The 16,714-nt window shown below is 74.4% G+C and carries 15 protein-coding genes and 3 pseudogenes; 9 read left to right on the top strand and 9 right to left on the bottom strand.

Annotation, left to right across the window (positions count from 1 at the left end; translation table 11 throughout):
- Nucleotides 1-68 precede the first annotated feature (68 nt).
- A pseudogene (locus LG395_RS41640) lies at nucleotides 69-187 on the top strand (aspartate/glutamate racemase family protein); the annotation flags it as partial.
- A gap of 47 nt (nucleotides 188-234) precedes the next feature.
- Here the strand turns inward: LG395_RS41640 and LG395_RS10335 are convergent.
- Both LG395_RS10335 and LG395_RS10330 read right to left on the bottom strand, forming a co-directional pair.
- Nucleotides 235-690, bottom strand: a complete 456-nt coding sequence (locus LG395_RS10335; protein WP_225809169.1) for a GNAT family N-acetyltransferase — start codon at nucleotides 688-690, stop codon at nucleotides 235-237.
- On the bottom strand, nucleotides 687-1,106 hold the full coding sequence (locus tag LG395_RS10330) for a RidA family protein (RefSeq protein WP_225809168.1): 420 nt from the start codon (nucleotides 1,104-1,106) through the stop codon (nucleotides 687-689). The genes LG395_RS10335 and LG395_RS10330 overlap by 4 nt, the downstream gene beginning before the upstream one ends.
- 178 nt (nucleotides 1,107-1,284) lie before the next feature.
- Between LG395_RS10330 and LG395_RS10325 the strand changes: the two genes are divergently transcribed.
- The 4 genes from LG395_RS10325 to LG395_RS10310 all read left to right on the top strand — a co-directional run bounded on the left by LG395_RS10325 (nucleotide 1,285) and on the right by LG395_RS10310 (nucleotide 5,414).
- A complete protein-coding gene (locus tag LG395_RS10325) occupies nucleotides 1,285-2,052 on the top strand; it encodes a nucleotidyltransferase domain-containing protein (RefSeq protein ID WP_171157317.1) in 768 nt (255 codons plus the stop codon).
- Nucleotides 2,053-2,269: 217 nt separating this feature from the next.
- Nucleotides 2,270-4,039 carry an FUSC family protein gene (locus LG395_RS10320; RefSeq protein ID WP_225809167.1) on the top strand — a complete coding sequence of 590 codons (1,770 nt, stop codon included), beginning with the start codon at nucleotides 2,270-2,272 and terminating at the stop codon, nucleotides 4,037-4,039.
- Nucleotides 4,040-4,345: 306 nt separating this feature from the next.
- A complete protein-coding gene (locus LG395_RS10315) occupies nucleotides 4,346-5,032 on the top strand; it encodes a DUF899 domain-containing protein (protein ID WP_171157319.1) in 687 nt (228 codons plus the stop codon).
- Nucleotides 5,033-5,237: 205 nt separating this feature from the next.
- On the top strand, nucleotides 5,238-5,414 hold the full coding sequence (locus LG395_RS10310; RefSeq protein ID WP_171157321.1) for a DUF8839 family protein: 177 nt from the start codon (nucleotides 5,238-5,240) through the stop codon (nucleotides 5,412-5,414).
- 16 nt (nucleotides 5,415-5,430) lie between these two features.
- Here LG395_RS10310 and LG395_RS10305 read toward each other — a convergent pair whose 3' ends face one another.
- The 3 genes and pseudogenes from LG395_RS10305 to LG395_RS10295 form a co-directional block, all read right to left on the bottom strand.
- Nucleotides 5,431-7,575, bottom strand: a complete 2,145-nt coding sequence (locus tag LG395_RS10305; RefSeq protein ID WP_263982406.1) for an ATP-binding cassette domain-containing protein — start codon at nucleotides 7,573-7,575, stop codon at nucleotides 5,431-5,433.
- Nucleotides 7,576-7,931: 356 nt separating this feature from the next.
- Nucleotides 7,932-8,378 (bottom strand): hypothetical protein, encoded by a 447-nt coding sequence (locus LG395_RS10300; RefSeq protein ID WP_171157326.1) that lies wholly within the window; start codon nucleotides 8,376-8,378, stop codon nucleotides 7,932-7,934.
- Between the two features lie 455 nt (nucleotides 8,379-8,833).
- Nucleotides 8,834-9,487, bottom strand: a pseudogene (locus LG395_RS10295) (ATP-binding protein); the annotation flags it as partial.
- A 212-nt stretch (nucleotides 9,488-9,699) separates the two neighbouring features.
- On the opposite strand from LG395_RS10295, the gene LG395_RS10290 reads away from it, so the two are divergent.
- From LG395_RS10290 to LG395_RS10280, 3 genes and pseudogenes are all read left to right on the top strand, one after another.
- Nucleotides 9,700-10,560, top strand: coding sequence for a Sco1979 family transcriptional regulator (locus LG395_RS10290; protein ID WP_171157327.1), 861 nt, complete (start codon nucleotides 9,700-9,702; stop codon nucleotides 10,558-10,560).
- Nucleotides 10,561-10,815 (top strand): DUF397 domain-containing protein, encoded by a 255-nt coding sequence (locus LG395_RS10285; RefSeq protein WP_171157330.1) that lies wholly within the window; start codon nucleotides 10,561-10,563, stop codon nucleotides 10,813-10,815.
- Nucleotides 10,816-10,901: 86 nt separating this feature from the next.
- Nucleotides 10,902-11,430: pseudogene (locus LG395_RS10280) on the top strand (SAM-dependent methyltransferase).
- A 33-nt stretch (nucleotides 11,431-11,463) separates the two neighbouring features.
- On the opposite strand, the gene pdxR reads toward LG395_RS10280, so the two are convergent.
- A complete protein-coding gene (gene pdxR, locus LG395_RS10275) occupies nucleotides 11,464-12,903 on the bottom strand; it encodes a MocR-like pyridoxine biosynthesis transcription factor PdxR (RefSeq protein ID WP_225809165.1) in 1,440 nt (479 codons plus the stop codon).
- A 46-nt stretch (nucleotides 12,904-12,949) separates the two neighbouring features.
- Between pdxR and LG395_RS10270 the strand changes: the two genes are divergently transcribed.
- Nucleotides 12,950-13,489, top strand: coding sequence for a carboxymuconolactone decarboxylase family protein (locus tag LG395_RS10270; RefSeq protein WP_225809164.1), 540 nt, complete (start codon nucleotides 12,950-12,952; stop codon nucleotides 13,487-13,489).
- Between the two features lie 56 nt (nucleotides 13,490-13,545).
- Here the strand turns inward: LG395_RS10270 and LG395_RS10265 are convergent, their stop codons facing one another.
- The 3 genes from LG395_RS10265 to LG395_RS10255 form a co-directional block, all read right to left on the bottom strand.
- The gene (locus LG395_RS10265; RefSeq protein ID WP_225809163.1) at nucleotides 13,546-15,033 is read right to left on the bottom strand and encodes a glutamate synthase subunit beta; all 1,488 of its coding nucleotides are present in this window, start codon (nucleotides 15,031-15,033) and stop codon (nucleotides 13,546-13,548) included.
- A gap of 156 nt (nucleotides 15,034-15,189) precedes the next feature.
- Entirely contained in the window at nucleotides 15,190-15,669 is a 480-nt protein-coding gene (locus LG395_RS10260) for an anthrone oxygenase family protein (protein ID WP_225809162.1), read from the bottom strand.
- 312 nt (nucleotides 15,670-15,981) lie between these two features.
- The gene (locus tag LG395_RS10255; protein WP_225809161.1) at nucleotides 15,982-16,680 is read right to left on the bottom strand and encodes a DUF2293 domain-containing protein; all 699 of its coding nucleotides are present in this window, start codon (nucleotides 16,678-16,680) and stop codon (nucleotides 15,982-15,984) included.
- Nucleotides 16,681-16,714 lie beyond the last annotated feature (34 nt).

The raw sequence follows: 16,714 nt of genomic DNA, 5'->3' as shown, positions 1-16,714 counted from the left end.
TCGCCCGGGCCGCCCGGCGAGCGGGTCCCGCAGCTCCGCCAGCACCCCGGCGGCTCGGCCTCGCGCAGGACCCGGCCCGCACGGAGTCGGCGTTCCCGGCCGCCGCCGAACGGGCGCGGGGGCCGGCGCCGAGGTCCTGGTCCTGGGCTGCGCCGGGATGACGGGAGCGCGACGGGTGGTGGGAGAGCCGGCGCGCCCATGGGAGGGGCGGGCGCCCGGCACCGGAGGTGACCGTCATGGACGCCAGACGTACCGGACGTCCGGCTCCCGTTCCTCGTTGCCGCTGCCGTCCGTGGACTCGGTGGCGAGGAACCCGTGCCGCTCGTAGAAGCGGTGGGCGGGCTCGTTGACCTGGAAGGTCCACAGGCTGAGGCCCCGGGGACGGCGTTCCTTGGCGAGCGCCACGAACCGGTCGCCGATGCCCCGCCCCCGCCACTCAGGGTCCAGGTACAGCTGGGACAGCGACTCCCCGTCCAGGACCATCAGGCCGACCACCCCGGCCCCGGCCGCCTCGGCCACCCAGGTCTCCCGGAGCGGCACCACGACGTCCCGGATGTGGTCCCGGACCTCGTCGTCGGTGTGCGGCCGGACGACCGTCGGCAGGGCGGCGTCGAAGGAGCGCAAGTAGACGTCGGCGGCGGCGCGGGCGTCCGCCGCGACGGCGCGGCGCAGGACGACCGCTTCCGTCATCGGCCGTCTCCCGCCCGCTCCGGCACCACGGCGGTGGCCGTGATCTCCACCAGCTGGCCGGTGTAGCCGAGGCAGGCGACACCGAGCAGGGTGGAGGAGTGCGGCCCCGCTCCCAGCCCCGAGGACTCCACCACCTCCCACACCGCGGACAGCGCCGAGGGCTCGCCGCTCACGACGTACACGTCCGTCGACAGCACGTGCTCCAGGTCGCTGCCGACGGCACGGAGCTGTTCCCCGAGGTTGGCGATCACCTGCTCGGCCTGCCGTACGGGGTCGCCGGGGCCGACGATCTCTCCCCGCTCGTCGAGCGGCACAGCCCCGGCGAGGAACGCGAGCTTCGTGCCGGCCTCGACGACGGAGGCGTGGGAGTAGGTGGGCGGCGGGAAGAGGGCGGGGGCGGTGACGCGCCGGATCACGGTGAGCGGCTCCTCGAACGGCAACGGTCGGCGGGCAACCCCCCGATGATCGGACCTCACCGGGCCCGCCCGCATCCGAATTACACCGGCACCGTCACCCCCAGCCGCACGGGCGCCCTCACAGGCGCTCGCCGTATTCCGGCAGCGGACCGGGGCGTGGCTGCGCCAGGCTGAGGGCATGCCACAGTCCTCCGACGCCGACTTCCTCGCCGGCACCGCCGACCGCCTGGCCGCCCTGCCCGCCGTACGGGCCGTGGCCCTCGGCGGTTCCCGCGCCCAGGGCACCCACCGCCCGGACAGCGACTGGGACCTGGCCGTCTACTACCGGGGCCCCTTCGACCCCGACGACCTGCGTGCCCTCGGCTGGCCGGGCGAGGTCTGCGACATCGGCGGCTGGGGCGGCGGTGTCTTCAACGGCGGGGCCTGGCTGACCATCGACGGACGCCGCGTCGACGTGCACTACCGGGACCTGGACGTCGTCGCACACGAACTGGCCGAGGCGGAGCAGGGCCGCTTCCGGGTGGAGCCGCTGCTGTTCCACCTGGCCGGCATCCCCACCTACCTGGTCGTCGCGGAACTGGCGCTCCACCAGGTCCTGCGCGGCGACCTCCCGCGTCCGGCCGCCTACCCACCCGCACTCCGCCGCACCGCCTTCGACCGCTGGTCCGGCACCGCCCGCGCCACCCTCTCCTACGCCAAGTCCCACCACGCCCCCCACGCCCGCCTCACGGAAACCGCCGGCGCCCTGGCCACAGCCGCCGCACAGTCCGCCCACGCCGTCCTCGCGGCCCGCGGCGAATGGGTGACCAACGAAAAACGCCTCCTGGAGCGGGCGGGGCTGCGGGAGGTCGACGCGGTCGTGGCCGCGCTGCGGGCCGACCCCGGCGCCTTGGCGGATGCGGTGGCGGCGGTCGAGGACATCGTCGCCGGGGCGTTGCGTTCATAAAGAAACCTCGCACCCGGCACCTTTCACCTGCCCGAAACGTGAGCGTGCCGTTCACGCGGGGAACGCGATCTACCGTGGAGGTACCTCCACCGGCCACCGTCGTCCGAAGGCCCACCCCCGCCCTCGTGTGAACAGGAGCCCTGTGTCGCGGCGTGCTGTACCCCTCTGGCTCGCTCATGCCTTCCGTGCCCAGCGCGGTCCCGTTCCCTGGAGTGCGGTGTGCCGGGGAGCGCTCGCCGCCGGACCGTTGCTGCTGGCCGGGATGCTCGGCGGGCAGACGGCCTCCGGAGTGCTCGCCGCCATCGGTGCGATGCTCGCCGGCATCAACGACAGGCCCGGCAGCCGGCGCGCGTCCGTGCAGCGGCTCGGGGTGCCCGCGCTGGCCGGGGCACTGGGGCTGTTCCTCGGCACGTGCGCCGGGCAGGGGCTCGCCGCCGTACCGCTGACCCTCGCCCTCACCGGGCTGGGGCTGGTCGCCGGCGGCGTCAGCGCGGTCGGGCCCGTCGCCTCCGCCGCCGGCACACAACTGCTCGTCGCCGCGGCCATCGGCGCCGGGATGCCCGCGGCCGAGAACGGCTGGCAGCGGGCCCTGGCCTTCCTGGCCGGCGCCGGCTGGCTGCTGGCGCTGCGCCTGGCCCTGCCCAGCCCCGGCTCGCTCGCCGGTGACTTCCGGTTCGACGGCGAGCGAGCCGCCGTCGCCGGGGTGTACGACGCCATCGCCGCGCTCCTCGACGCCGTGGGCGGGGAGGACGCCACCGCCCGGCGGGCCGCGCTGACCGCCGCGCTCGACCACGCCCAGGACGCCCTCGCCGGACCCCGGCTGCGCCGGTACACCGGTTCCGCCGCCGAACGCCGGCTGCACGCCCGGTTCGCGGCCGCCCTGCCCCTGGCCGAGGCCGCCACTGCCCTGTACTGGGCGGGAGAGGCCGTACCGGCGCGGGCGGCGCAGGGCCCCCGGCGGCTCGCCGCCGCCGTCCGCGGCGACAGGGGCACCGGCCCGCTGCCCGCACCGCACCGGTCGGCGCCCGCCCTGCGCGCCCTGGACGACGCCCTGCTGCACGCCGCCGACGCCTTCGACCGGGGCGACGGCGCCCACCGAGGTCTGCTCGGCCGCCGCCGCGGCTTCCGGCACGCCGTGCGGGCCGCGCTGGGCACCGGCGGACGCGAGTACGGGATGCGCGTAGCCCTCTGCTTCGGAGCCAGCGCCGCCATCGCCCAGGCCCTGCACCACGCCCGCTGGTACGGACAGCACGAGCACTGGTACTGGCTGCCCGCCACCGCCGTCTTCCTCGTCAAGCCCGACCTCGGCCCGCTCGCCTCACGGGTGCTGTGCCGGGCCGCCGGGACCGTGCTCGGCGCCCTGGTGTTCGCCGCTCTCGCCGCGCTGCTGCCCCGCCCCGCCGGGCTGGTCGCGCTGGTGACGGTCTGCGGGGCGGTCATCCCGGTCGCCACCCGGCACTTCGCGGCGCTCACCGCCGCCGTCACCGTCCTCGTCCTCGCCCTGGTCATGGCCGGCGGGGAGCCGCAGGCCTCGGTCAGCCGGATCGGCGAGACGCTGCTGGCCTGCGTGCTCGTGCTGGTCGTGGGGCATCTGCCGATGCCGGGGGAGCGGGGTGGCGGCGTACGGGCCCGGCTCGCCGCGGCAGGCAGCGCCGCCGACGCCTACCTCGTGCACGTCCTCGGCGAGTCCGGCGACCGCGCCGAGCGGTGGGCGCTGCGCCGGGAGGCCTACCGGACCCTCGCCGAGGCCCGGACCGCCATCGCCGTCGCCGCCGCGGAACTGCCCGCCCTCGCCCGCCACACGGAGGGCACGGACGCCGTCGCCGAGGTGCTGGAACGGCTCGTGGACACGACCACGGCCTGCGCGGTGCACCTCGACGAGACCGGCCGGCTCACCCCCCGCCACCTCCGCCGCCTCCAAGACGCGCTGGGTGAGCTGGAGCGGCGGGGAATGCGGGTACCGGTGGGCACGGCGGCTGCCGCTTAGCCGTATCCGCCCGGCGGGTTGCGCGCCGGTGGCAGGACCTGGACCGCGCCGCACTCCCCGGCACCGGCCTCCCCGTAGCTGACGGCACCGCACCCTCGAAGTGCCCACGGTGCTACGGGAGCTGAGGGAGCGGCTGCCGGCGCCGACCGCGCGCGACCACGGGCGAAGCCCCGGGGGAGCGGCACTTGGGACCGCTCCTGGCCGAAAGCCGGGCAGGACTTGGCCGGAAAATCCTCCGTTCCGCGCGATGAGTTCCGCTGCCGCCGGCGGTCACCATCCCGGACCGACCGTCGGACAGGAGGACCCATGTCGTACCCGGAGATCGTCTCGCGCGAGCAGTGGCGCGCGGCGCGCGAGGAGTTGCTGCGCAAGGAGGAGGCGGTCAGGCGGGCGCGCGAGGCACTGGGCGCCGAGCGGCGGCGGCTGCCCATGGTCGAGGTCGACCCGGACTACGTCTTCGAGGGCGGCGACGGCAAGGCCACCCTGCTCGACCTCTTCGAGGGGCGCGCCCAGCTCGTCGTCCACCACTTCATGTTCGCCCCGGAATGGGAGACCGGCTGTCCGTGCTGCGCGGCCTTCCTGGACCAGGTCGGCCACCTCGCCCACCTGCGTGCCCGGAACACCTCCTTCGCGGCCGTCTCGCGGGCACCGTTCACCCGGATCCTGCCGTTCAAGGCGCGGATGGGCTGGGCGGTGCCCTGGTACTCCTCGGCGCACGGCTACGACGACGGCGAGCGTGAGCGCGGCCGTGACCGTGGCCGCGACTTCAACCGCGACTTCGAGGCCACCGTCGAGACGGACGGCGGGCCGGTCGAGCGCCCGGGGCTCAGCTGCTTCCTGCGCGACCACGACCGCGTCTTCCACACCTACTCCGTGTACGACGACGGGCTGGAGGGGCTGGGCACCACCTCGGCCCTGCTCGACCTGACCGCACTCGGCCGCAGCCCGGCCGGAAGCGAGCGGCTCCGGCTGCACGACGAGTACGACTACTGATGCCTTTGATACCCGTGGCGTGAACTCCGGGACGTATGGTGCACCTCCCGATACGGAGCGTGCGGTTCGTGTCACAAGGTGAGCGGACCCTCACGGTCCGCGCCGACCCGGTTCCGACAATGTCTCAGTCCCGTCACCGACCGAGCCGTTTCCCCTCTCCAGGGCGTTAACTCCCTACACGTACGACGCTTTCTGGAGGTGCGAGATGGTGAACGGGCGAACGGTGCTCGAACGCTTTCCCGCCGGTGGTCCCCGGGGCTCCTGGCCCGCGGAGGAGTTCGCCCACGCCCGGCGACTGGAAGGGCTGCCCGCCGAGGTCGTCATGGACCTCGCGACGGACACCTTCCTCGTGATCGTCCGCGGCGGCGGGACGGTCGAATGAGTGCCGCCGGGGCGGCTCAGCCCGGCTCCGGGGCCGGCACCCGCGCCGTGAACTGCCGCGCCTGGAGGGAGTACAGCTCCGCGTAGACACCGCCCCTGGACAGCAGCTCATCCGGAGTGCCGGACTCCACCAGCCGTCCGTGCTCCAGCACGTGCACCAGGTCGGCGTGCCGGACCGAGGCCAGCCGGTGGGTGATCAGGACGACCGTCTGCCCGCCGCCCGCCAGCGCCCGGATCTTCTCGAACACCTCCAGCTCGGCCCGCGCGTCCAGCGCCGCCGTCGGCTCGTCCACGATCAGGATGCTCCCTCGCCGGTAGGCGGCCCGGGCGATGCCGAGCCGCTGCCACTGGCCGCCGGACAGCTCGTGTCCGCCGCTGAAGTTCCGGGCCAGCAGCGTGTCCAGGCCGCGTGGCAGATCCGCGACCACGTCCTCGGCGCCCGCCTCGGCGATGGACGTGGCCAGCCGTTCCTCGGTCATCGGCGCGGTGGAGCGGCCGACGGCCACGTTCACCCGGGCGGTGAACGGCCACCGCTTGAAGTCCTGGGCCACCATCGCGATGCGCTCGGCGAGCAGCCGCCGGTCGGCACGGGCCGCGTCGACGCCGTCCCACAGGATCCGGCCCCGGTCCGGTGTGTACAGCCCCGCGAGCAGCTTGACCAGCGTGGTCTTGCCCGAGCCGTTCTCACCGACGAGGGCGATGATCCGGCCGAGAGGGAGGGTGAGGGTGACGTCGTCGAGGGCGGGGCGTGGGGTGGCGCCGGCGGGACGACGGGTGGTGGCTGCCGGGCGCCCGCCGGCGGCAGGCCTGCCGGACGGGTCCTTGCCGGTCGCCTCCACGCCGGCCGGTTCCTTGCCGGTCCCACGTCCCGCGCCCGGCTGGTGCTCCCTGGTCGGCTGGTCCCCGGTCGTGGGTTCTCCGCCCGTGCGGTTCCCGGTCGTGCGTTCTCCGGCCGGGTGGGGGACGGTCGCGGGCGGGGCGGTCGCGTGGCCGCCGGCCGGGTGCTGCTCGGCCCGGTGCCCCTCGGCCGGAGGCTCGTCGTGCGGGTAGCTGAAGGTGACGTTCTCGAAGCGGATCTCCTTCGGGTCCTCCGGCAGCGGCTCGCCGCCCGCCGGGATGGCCCGCTCGGCCGCCGCGGCATACAGCCGCTGGAGATCGCCGACGAAGAGGGCCTCCTCGTGCAGCTGGTTGATCTCCAGCACCAGCGTGTCCAGGCTCGCCGCACCCGTGCGGATGGCGATCACCGCCGTACCGGCCACCGCCAGGGCCATCGTGCCGGCCAGCAGCAGTGCGCCCAGCGTCGCGTACGTGGCGAGGGTCGCCAGGCCCGTCCAGGCCGCGGCGATGAGACCGGTCCGCGCGGCCAGCCGGGACAGCCGGGCCTGCTCCGCCTCGGCGGTCTCCGACATGGACCGGAAGTGGCGCAGCAGGAACGGACCCACGCCGTGCACCCGGATCTCCGGTGCGGCGGCCGGCTCGGTGAGCAGGCCGCTGATCAGCTGACCGGCCCGCGCGTGCTGGACCCAGGTGTGGAAGGACTCGTAGCGGCGCCGGGCGTTGGTCAGCGCACTCCAGGCGCTGGGCAGGGTCATGGTGACCAGCAGGGGCAGCAGCGCCGGGTGCAGCACGGTGAGTACGCCCGCCGCGGCGGCCAGCGAGATCATCGCGTTGATCACCCGGGTGCTGTAGCCGATCATGTGCCGGGCGGACCGGGCGCCGTACTGGGCCGTGTCCAGCAGTTTGTGGAAGGCGTGGTCCTCGATCGCGGCCAGCTCGACGTTCGCCGCCCGCTCCAGATACAGCTCGGTGGCCACCCGCTCCACCTTGGGTTCCAGCCGCCCGGTGGCGTAGACGGAGGCGGCCCGCAGCAGCGCGGCGACCAGGCTCACGGCGGCCATCACGACGAGGGCGGGGGCGGCCGCGCGCAGCCGTTGCTCGATACCGGGGCCGGTGAGCAGCCTGCCGAGCGCGTTGTTCACGGCCAGCAGGCTCACCGCCTGGGCCACGCCACGGCCCGCCTCGGCGGCCAGTACCACCCGCGCGGCGCGCGCGTCGGCCTGCCGGGCCAGCCGGAGACTGGACGACAGCATGCCGGGCAGCCGGGTCAGCATCGCCCGGAAGGACAGCGTGAGGAAGGCGTCCGCATGCTGGTTCCAGCCCATGTCGTACCGCAGCGGTCCGCCGAACAGCAGCCGTTCCGACGCCGACACCACCGGCTCGGACGCCTCCCGCTTCTCCCTCACCGCGACCTCCCGCACCCCGACGGAACGGCCACTATCGCGGCCGGGGGTCCCGGCTCGGCAGGGCGCGAGCGGATGTACGAGGGGCGCGGAGGGAGCACGATCCGCGTGAGCGGTGCGGCGGGCGGGCGCTGGGTGGCGTGGGGGCATGGCTCGGACCGCAGGACCGGCGGGCCTGGGGGACAGGGGGGCGGGAATGGCGGCCGGACGCGGGCAGCGCCGGTGGCGCCGGACGGCGCGCAGGACGGCGGAAAACGGCCGTGCCCGGGCGGCGACGGCTACGCCGAGACCGCCCGCGACCAGTCCGGCGCCGTCCCCGTCACCCGGCACAGGGCCAGGTACAGCGGGATCGGCGGGGTGTACGGGACCGTGCCCTGCGGGCGATGGATGAGCCGGGCGGTACCGGTGACCAGGGCACCGACGGCGTAGTGGGCCGGGGACGGCCAGGGCAGGGCGTAGTCGGAGTCCGACGGGACGATCCACCACCAGTGGGAGCCGTCGGCGTACACGCATCCCAGCCGTGGCAACCGGGGTACGACGAGCGGACCCAGGCGGTCGGGCACCGCGACGGCGTCGCAGCCGAGCGGAGCCGTCATGCCGTCCGGCAGGGACAGGCGGTGGGCCGGACCGGGGGCCGGGCGCCGGCGCTGCAGCCGTACCAGCGTGTCCAGCCCGATGGCGTGTTCCTGGCCGGCGCCGCCGCCACCGGGCCGCCCGCCGGTCACGGCCGCTCCCCGTGAAGGGGGGACGCCGGTGCGTGGTGCGGTGGCTGATCCGGTGCCGGGAGCCGGTGCTGCTCCGGGTGCGCGGCGTGCGGGTGCTGTTCCGCCGCCCCATAGCCGTGCTGCTCGGGCAGCCGGTGTGCCGGTTGCCCGGCGGGGAGATGCCGGTGTTGCTCCGGCTCCCCCCGCCCGTGCGGGCTCGGCGTACCCGGCCCGAGCTGCCCGAGCGGCACGGGCGCGAACACGCCGGGGCCGAGCTGCACGGCCCCCCCAGGCCCGAGCTGCCCCGCCTTCCCCGGCCCGTTCAGCCGGGGAGTCCGCCGTTGCTGCTCCGGTACGGCGTCCCGGCGGTGCTCCCGGGCCGTGTCCCCGAGCTGCCCGAAGGCCACGTCCCGCTGCCGGCCGGAGGCTGGGTCCCGGTGTTCCTCCCGTACGGCGTCCCGGTGCTGCCCCGGTGCCGTGCCCCGCCGCTCGTCCTGCGCCACCCGCCCACTCGCCTCGGCCGGGCGGTCGTCGTCGGAGTCGTCCGGACGGCCCGGCTTGGGGCGGGCGCCCCAGCCCAGGTCGTCGCGCGGTTCGGCGGTGTCGTGGGCGGTGTCGTCCTGCCGTGGCAGCTCTGCCCAGACCAGCAGGCCGGGGCCGTGCTCCTGGGCACCCCAGGCCCGGCACAGCGCGTCGACGAGGAGCAACCCCCTCCCGTGCTCCTCGTCGGGTCGCTGCGGAGAAGGGTGGGGTTCGCCAGGAGCACAGCCCTCGTCACGTACGGCTATGCGCACCATGTCGTCGTGGTCGTGCAGCTCGCACACGACCCGGCCGCTCGCGGTGTGCACGATCGCGTTGGTGACCAGCTCGGATATGACCAGGGCAGCGCTGTCACAGGTGTCCGCGCACACCGCCCAGCCGGACAGCCGGGCCCGCGTCAGGCGTCTGGCCTGGGCGACGGAGCCCGGGTGTGCGGCCAGCTCGAACCGGAACCTGCGCTCCGCAGTGCTCCCCGGGGAGGTCGTCGCCTCCCCCGCGTTCGAACCGGCTCGCGCGGGGGAACCCGCAGCGGCGCCGCGACCGGAACGGTCTGCGGCGGCGTCTGTTCCTAAAGGCGCGGACGGAATCACGCCTGCCACTATCGCCCTGCCATGGACACTTGGCAAGAGTCACTCTGAAAATTGCAGAGTGCTGTGTGACTCGGTCAGGGCTCGTGGCAGACTGCTGGCAACAGCACGTCGCGCGGCGCCAATTGGAGTCGTCGGAGGTCCGGCCCGGTCTTCGAATGAACCTTCGAGCGGCGCCGCAGGGCTGTCAGCGAACTTTCGGTGGAGGTGGGAGCGTGAGCGAACCGCGGTCCGCGCCGACGGTGGGCCAGGTGGTCCTCGGCCGGCGCCTGCTGGACCTGCGGGAACGCGCCGGACTGAAGCGCGAGGAGGCCGCCCGCGTCCTCCGCGTCGCCCCCGCCACCGTCCGCCGCATGGAGATGGCCGAGGTCTCCCTCAAGATCCCGTACCTCCAACTGCTGCTGAAGGCCTACGGCGTACCCGACGACGAGGCCGAGTTCTTCGTCCAGCTGGCCGAGGAGGCGAACAAGCCCGGCTGGTGGCAGCGGTTCCACGACATCCTGCCGGGCTGGTTCTCCATGTACGTCAGCCTGGAGGGTGCGGCCGGCCTCATCCGCTCCTACGAACCGCACTTCGTCCCCGGCCTGCTGCAGACCGAGGACTACGCGCGCGGAGTGCTGAAGTCCGGCGCCGTCGGGCAGACGAGCCCGGAGGACATCGAGCGGCACGTCGCGCTGCGCATGCAACGCCAGCAACTGCTCACCCGTCCCGACGCCCCCCGCTTCTGGGTGGTGATGGACGAGACCGCCCTGCGCCGCCCGGTCGGCGGCCCGGAGGTGATGCGCGCGCAGATCGACAAGTTGCTCCAGGCCACGGAGCTGCCCCATGTGACGCTCCAGGTCGCCCCGTTCGCCAACGGGCCGCACCCGGGCACGTACGGGCCCTTCGTACTGTTCCGATTCGCCATGCCGGAACTGCCCGACATGGTCTACAGCGAGTACCTGACCGGCGCCGTCTACCTCGACGCGCGCACCGAGGTGGCGACCCACCTGGAGGTCATGGACCGCATGGCGGCGCAGGCCGCTACTGCACAACGCACGAAGGAGATCCTCCGGGATCTCCGCAAGGAGCTGTGAATGGATCGCATCAAGCCGCGCGGACACGTCTACAACGGCATGCCCGCGCGGGAGTTGGGAAGCGAGGGGTGGCACAAGCCCTGGAGCGGCGGCAACGGCGGTAACTGCCTGGAGGCGATGAAGCTGGCCGACGGGCGGATCGCCGTACGCCAGTCGACCGACCCGGACGGACCGGCCCTGATCTACACCACGGCGGAGATGACCGCGTTCATAGAGGGCGCCAAGGCGGGGGAGGCCGATTTCCTGCTGTCCTGACTTCGAGGTGTGTTGTTTCTGACTCGACCCCCTTACCGTGCAAGCAAGTTGATGACTCTTCCTGTCTGACGCCCACGGGGTGCCGCATGACGGGGCAGAAGCCGACGGTCGTCGGGACCGACACCGGCGAGCCGCATCCCGCGCGGATGTACGACTGGTATCTCGGCGGCAAGGACGACCACCCCGACGACGAGGCGACGGGCCGGCGGATGCCGGCCCTCGGCCCCGGGCGCCGGTGACGGCCCGGGTCGACCGCGCGTTCATGCACCGCGCCACGCGCCGGCCGCCCGAGCAGGGCGTACGGCGGTTCGTCGACATCGGCACCGGCATACCCACCGAGCCGGACCCGCACCACGCCACGGCCGACTTCGCCCCCGAGGAGCCGGCGGCGGCCGTCGAGAAGCCCAAGCTCGCCGGAGTCGCCCTCGCCCCGCGTTCCCGCGAGGAGTTCGCCCGCTTCTTCACCGCCCCGAACTGCTCGGCCCCGGCCTCGAGATCGTCCAGACGTGGCACCCAGGTCTGGGCGAACCGGTCCGCCCGGACCTGGGCGAACCGGTCCCGGACCAGGACGACGGCGTGCTTCCGGGGTACGGCGCGGTGGCCCACAGGCCGTAGGCCGGCGCCCCACCTTCCCCGGGCGGTCCGCGCCTACCCCGGCGGCAGCACCCCGCACAGCCCCTCCAGAGCGGCCCCGTAGACGTGTTCGGCCGGGGTCGCGTATCCCACCACCAGGCCGTCGCCGGCGTCCGTCGGACTCCGTGGATGCCGGAACGCGGCCAGACCGTCGAGCGCGACGCCCTGCCACACGGCGGCCTTCACCGTCGACCGCTCCGTGCCGGGCGGCAGCCGCAGCACCGCGTGCAGCCCGGCCGCGATCCCCGTCACCTCGATGTGCGGCGCCCGCGCGGCGAGCGCCGCGACGAGCCGGTCCCGCCTGCGCCGGTACCGCTGCCGCATACGCCGCACATGACGGTCGTAGGACCCGCAGGCGACGAAGTCCGCGAGAGCGAGCTGGTCCAGCACGCTCGCCCACCCCTCCCGCTCGCCCTTCGCCGCCAGCACCGGCTCCACGTACCGCCGCGGCAGGACCATCCAGCCCAGCCGCAACGCCGGCGACAGGCTCTTGCTGACCGACCCGATGTGGATCACCCGCTCCGGATCGAGCCCCTGCAGCGCGCCGACGGGCCGGCGGTCGTAGCGGAACTCGCCGTCGTAGTCGTCCTCCAGCACCACAGCCCCCCGCGCGCGTGCCCAGTCGATCACCGCCGCCCGGCGCTCCGGGTGCAGCGGGCCGCCGGTCGGGAACTGGTGCGCGGGCGTCAGCAGCACCGCCCGCTCGCGCCCCAGCGCCTCCACCCGCGCCCCGTGCTCGTCCAGCGGCAGAGGTACGGTGCGCACGCCCGCCCCCGCGAGCAGTTCCCGGTGGAACCCCAGCCCGTACGCCTCCACGCCCAGCGGACCACGCACCACCCCGCCCGCAACGGGCCAGTCCTGGACGCCCCGGCCGAAGAGAAGCCGCAGCGCGTGCGCGAAACCCGAGCAGATCACGATCCGGTCCGGCTCGGTACGCACCCCCCGCGCGCGAGCCAGATACTCCGTCAGCGTCTCGCGCAACTCGCGGCGTCCGGCGGGATCGCCCGGCCCGAACGCCTCGCTCGGCGCCGTCTGCACCGCCCGGCGGTACGAGGCCGCCCACGCCGCACGCGGGAAAGCCGACGCGTCCGGCGACCCTTGCCGCAGGTCGTGCACCGGCCCCCGTGCGCGCGGGGGCACCTCGACGGGCGTTCGTACGCTGTCACGCAGCGGCTCGGCCCGCTCCGCCACCCGCGTCCCGGAACCCTGCCGGGCGGTCAGCCAGCCCTCGGCGACCAGCTCGGCGTAGGCGTCGGCCACCGTGTTGCGAGCCACCCCCAGGTCCGCGGCGAGCGACCGGTACGGCGGCAACCGGGTGCCCGGCGCCAGCCGCCCGCTGCGCACGGCCTCGCGCAGTGCCCCGGTCAGCGCCGCTCGCCGGCCACCCGGGCCCGACAGCTCCAGATGCAGATCCGCACCGATCCGCTCCGCGGAATTGACCCACGATTCCGTCATGGAAATGCACCCTACCGCCGGTCTTTTCGGTCCCTAGGTTGGAGACATGACGACGCACACAACCACCGCGACCGCCGCCGCCACCTCCACCGTCGGCCTCCCGCACGGCATCGCCACGGCCGAGGCCGGCCGTACCCGCCTGGACTTCGCCAAGGCCGCCCCGAAGGTGTTCCGGGCGATCGTCGGCCTGGACGCCGCCGCCCGCCGGGGCCTCGAACCGGCCCTGGTCGAACTGATCCAGATCCGCGCCTCCCATCTCAACCACTGCGCCTACTGCCTGCACATGCACACCAACGACGCCCGCAAGGCCGGCGAGAACGAGGACCGGCTGCACATGGTCGCCGTCTGGCGCGAGGCCCGGCACTTCTTCACCCCCAGGGAGCAGGCCGCCCTCGCCCTGACGGAGGCGGTGACCCTGGTCGCCGACGGCGGTGTCCCCGACCCCGTCTACGCCGAGGCCGCCGCCCACTTCGAGGACGAGGAACTGGCCCACGTCCTGTCCCTGATCCTCACGATCAACACGTGGAACCGCGTGGCCCTGGCCACGGGAAAGATCGCCGGCACCGACGAACGCGCCGCCCGCTGACCGGCCCCCGCCGGTCCCCGGCCGCATCGGTTCCCGGCCGGCTCCCCGACGGTGTGTCAGACCACCATCGGCCGGTCCGTGGGCCGGATCGGGGCCGGGAGCCGGCAACTCCCCGTCAGATAGTGGTCCACGGCCGCCGCGACCGCCCGGCCCTCCGCTATCGCCCACACGATGAGCGACTGCCCGCGCGCCGCGTCCCCGGCGGCGAACACCCCCGGGGCGTTGGTCGCGAAACCGTCGTCCCGGGCGATCGTGCCGCGCGGCCGCAATGCCAGCCCCAACTGCTCGATGAGACCGTCCCCCTGGTCCGGCCCGGAGAACCCGAGGGCCAGCAGCACCAGGTCGGCGGGGAGCGTCCGCTCGGTACCCGGCACCGGAAGCCGCTGCTCGTCGACCTCCACCAGGTGCAGTGACCGTACGTTCCCCCTCCCGTCGCCGGTGAAGCGGAGCGTGGACGCCGCGAACAGCCGCGCGTCCGCGTCCGCCGCCGGTGCCGTCCGCAGGTCCCGCGCCTCCTCGTGCGCGGCCGACAGCCGGTAGATCTTCGGGTACGTCGGCCACGGCTCGGCGTCCTCGTCGCGCTCCGCACCCGGCTGTGCGTAGATGTCCAGCTGGGTCACGGACGCGGCCCCCTCGCGCACCGCGGTGCCCAGACAGTCCGCCCCGGTGTCTCCGCCGCCGACGATCACGACGTGCTTGCCTGCGGCCGACAGCGGCGACGCCTCCAGATCCCCCTCACACACCCGGTTGGCCAGCGGCAGGTACTCCATCGCCTGGTGTATCCCGTTCAACGCGCGGCCCGGCACCGGAAGTTCCCGCCACGCCGTCGCACCCGTGGCGATCACCACCGCGTCGTACCGGGACCGCAGCTCGGCCGCCGGGACGTCCCTGCCGACCGCCGTCGACGTACGGAACTTCGTCCCCTCGGCCCGCATCTGCTCGATCCGCCGCTCCAGGTGCCGCTTCTCCATCTTGAACTCGGGGATGCCGTACCGCATCAGCCCGCCGATCCGGTCGTCCTTCTCGTACACCGCCACCGTGTGCCCCGCCCGGGTCAGCTGCTGTGCCGCGGCCAGCCCGGTGGGACCGGAGCCGATGACGGCGACCGTCTTCCCGGACAACCGTTCGGGTGGCCGGGGAGGCGTGAAACCCTCCTCCCACGCCCGGTCGGCGATCGCGCACTCGACGTTCTTGATGGTGACGGCCGGCTGGTTGATCGCCAGCACGCACCCCGCCTCGCACGGCGCCGGACACAGCCGCCCGGTGAACTCCGGGAAGTTGTTCGTGGCGTGCAGCCGGTCGCTCGCCGACCGCCAGTCCTCCCGTGCGACCAGGTCGTTCCACTCGGGGATGAGATTGCCCAGCGGGCAGGCCTGGTGGCAGAACGGGACGCCACAGTCCATGCAGCGGTCGGCCTGCTTGCTGATGATGGGCAGCAGCGCGCCCGGGACGTACACCTCGTCCCAGTCCCGCACCCGCTGCTCCACGGGCCGCCGCGGCCACTCCTGGCGCGGCGTGGTCATGAACCCCTTGGGATCGGCCATAACGTCTTCCTCGCGTACGGGCACCGGAGGCACCGGGTGTACGAAGGGCCGTGCGTCGTCGGGCGGCGCTCTTCCGGCCACGATACGTCTCCGCGGACGCCCGCGCAGGGTGGCTGACAGCGCTTTCTCGCGGGCGCCCGCCGCCGGAGGGGGGGCTCAGGCGAGGGCCAGTATGTAGAACAGGGCCGCCGCGGCGGAGGCGGCCGTCCGGACGTGGTTCCAGAACGTCCACTCGCGCACGTACGCCGGCCAGTACACCGCGGCCTCCGGCGTCCCCGGGGTGAGCCGGGCCAGCCTGTCGTTGCGGGGCACGTTCGCGACGACCGTCAGCCCGAACGAGCCGGCCAGGTACGACGCGCTCCCCAGCAGCAGCTCCACTCTCCCCTCCTGCGGCCACACCACGAACGTCACCACCGCGATCAGCGCGCACAACGCCGCCGACCCGGTGAACACGGTCATGAAGGCCGGCCGCACCGCCGCGACGTTGATCGCGTTCATCGCCGCCACGCCCTGCGCGGGCGGCAGCGCCGCGAGTCCCCGCATCACGAAGGTCGAGAACCCGCAGAAGACCCCGGCCACCAGCCCGGTCCCGAGAACGCCCACCACGACCAGCACGAAGAACGGCCCGCCGATCATCCCCGCACCCCCATTTCCGTCCCACCCGGACCGCGGCCCGGCACCGGCATCCCTCTCACCCGTCACCACGCCCCGTCCGCCCGCGGCCTTGCCCTGACCGCCCACACAGCTCCCACGCACCGTCCGACCTCCACCGACGGCGGGTAGGGGCGGGCCCTGGGGTGCCGCCACCAGGAGGAGGCACCCCGCCGGCGCGAGCGGGCGCCGCGAGGCCCAGCCGAGGCCCGCTGCCACACGGGCCCTCCGCGATCGCCCGCGGCCCGCAAGCGCCAATCAGGCCCACGCCGCCCACCTCCACCCCCAGCCCCTTCGTCACCCCACGCCCTCCTCCCCGGCCCCCTGCCACGCCCGCAGCACGCTCTGCACGGTCCCCGCGATCCGGCGCCGCGCCTCGTACCGCGGGACCCCGCTCATCAGGAGCTGGTCGTACGCCGTGTCCCCATGCCGGACGCCCGCCACGACCGCCGAGATCACCGCCCCTTCGGTCAGTGCCCGCCCGGCCGCGCTGCGACCCACCCGTCCACTGCCGCGCACCGACGCGTGGGCCGCGACGGCGCGGGCCCGCTCGGCCGGGCAACCGGGGAACAGCCGGAGGATCTCGGCCGCGAACGCCGCCGCGAACCGCTCGTCCTCCGCCGCCCGGCGCCGCGCGTCCCGCACCCGCCGCCGGCGCCGGGCCTCCGCGTCCGCCAGACAACGGGCCTCGGCCCGGGCCAGCGCGGCCTCCTCCACGAGCACGCCCTGGCGTTCGTAGCGGCTCTTGCGCCGGTTGAACCGCACGACCACCACCGACAGCCCGCTCTCCTCCCGTGATCTGCGGGTCAGGGCCGTGTCGCCGCGCGGCAGGAACACCAGATGGCCGAGGTCGGCACAGTCCAGGCAGCGCGGCGCCGCGTCCTCCAGCACCAGCAGCGACAGCGGACCGCGCCGGCAACCGGCACACCGCTTGCGCTTCAACGGCTGGATGGCGACAAGACGGCCGGGGGAGTGGGGAGTCGCGGGAAGCGCCATACGCGGTACCTTCCCCGTCACCGCCGCCACCTCC

The sequence above is a fragment of the Streptomyces spinosus genome, assembly GCF_020400655.1.
GTDB classification, from domain to species: Bacteria; Actinomycetota; Actinomycetes; order Streptomycetales; family Streptomycetaceae; genus Streptomyces; species Streptomyces argyrophylli.
Note: the sequence above shows the minus strand (reverse complement) of the source record. Positions and strands in the feature narration are given on the sequence as shown.

Excerpts from the sequence above, each read along its gene's own strand:
- LG395_RS10335 (WP_225809169.1), bottom strand. The coding sequence starts at position 690 with ATGACGGAAGCGGTCGTCCTGCGCCGCGCCGTCGCGGCGGACGCCCGC.
- LG395_RS10325 (WP_171157317.1), top strand. The coding sequence starts at position 1,285 with ATGCCACAGTCCTCCGACGCCGACTTCCTCGCCGGCACCGCCGACCGC.
- LG395_RS10315 (WP_171157319.1), top strand. The coding sequence starts at position 4,346 with ATGTCGTACCCGGAGATCGTCTCGCGCGAGCAGTGGCGCGCGGCGCGC.
- LG395_RS10310 (WP_171157321.1), top strand. The coding sequence starts at position 5,238 with ATGGTGAACGGGCGAACGGTGCTCGAACGCTTTCCCGCCGGTGGTCCC.
- LG395_RS10305 (WP_263982406.1), bottom strand. The coding sequence starts at position 7,575 with ATGGGCTGGAACCAGCATGCGGACGCCTTCCTCACGCTGTCCTTCCGG.
- LG395_RS10285 (WP_171157330.1), top strand. The coding sequence starts at position 10,561 with ATGGATCGCATCAAGCCGCGCGGACACGTCTACAACGGCATGCCCGCG.
- pdxR (WP_225809165.1), bottom strand. The coding sequence starts at position 12,903 with ATGACGGAATCGTGGGTCAATTCCGCGGAGCGGATCGGTGCGGATCTG.
- LG395_RS10270 (WP_225809164.1), top strand. The coding sequence starts at position 12,950 with ATGACGACGCACACAACCACCGCGACCGCCGCCGCCACCTCCACCGTC.
- LG395_RS10265 (WP_225809163.1), bottom strand. The coding sequence starts at position 15,033 with ATGGCCGATCCCAAGGGGTTCATGACCACGCCGCGCCAGGAGTGGCCG.
- LG395_RS10260 (WP_225809162.1), bottom strand. The coding sequence starts at position 15,669 with ATGATCGGCGGGCCGTTCTTCGTGCTGGTCGTGGTGGGCGTTCTCGGG.
- LG395_RS10255 (WP_225809161.1), bottom strand. The coding sequence starts at position 16,680 with ATGGCGCTTCCCGCGACTCCCCACTCCCCCGGCCGTCTTGTCGCCATC.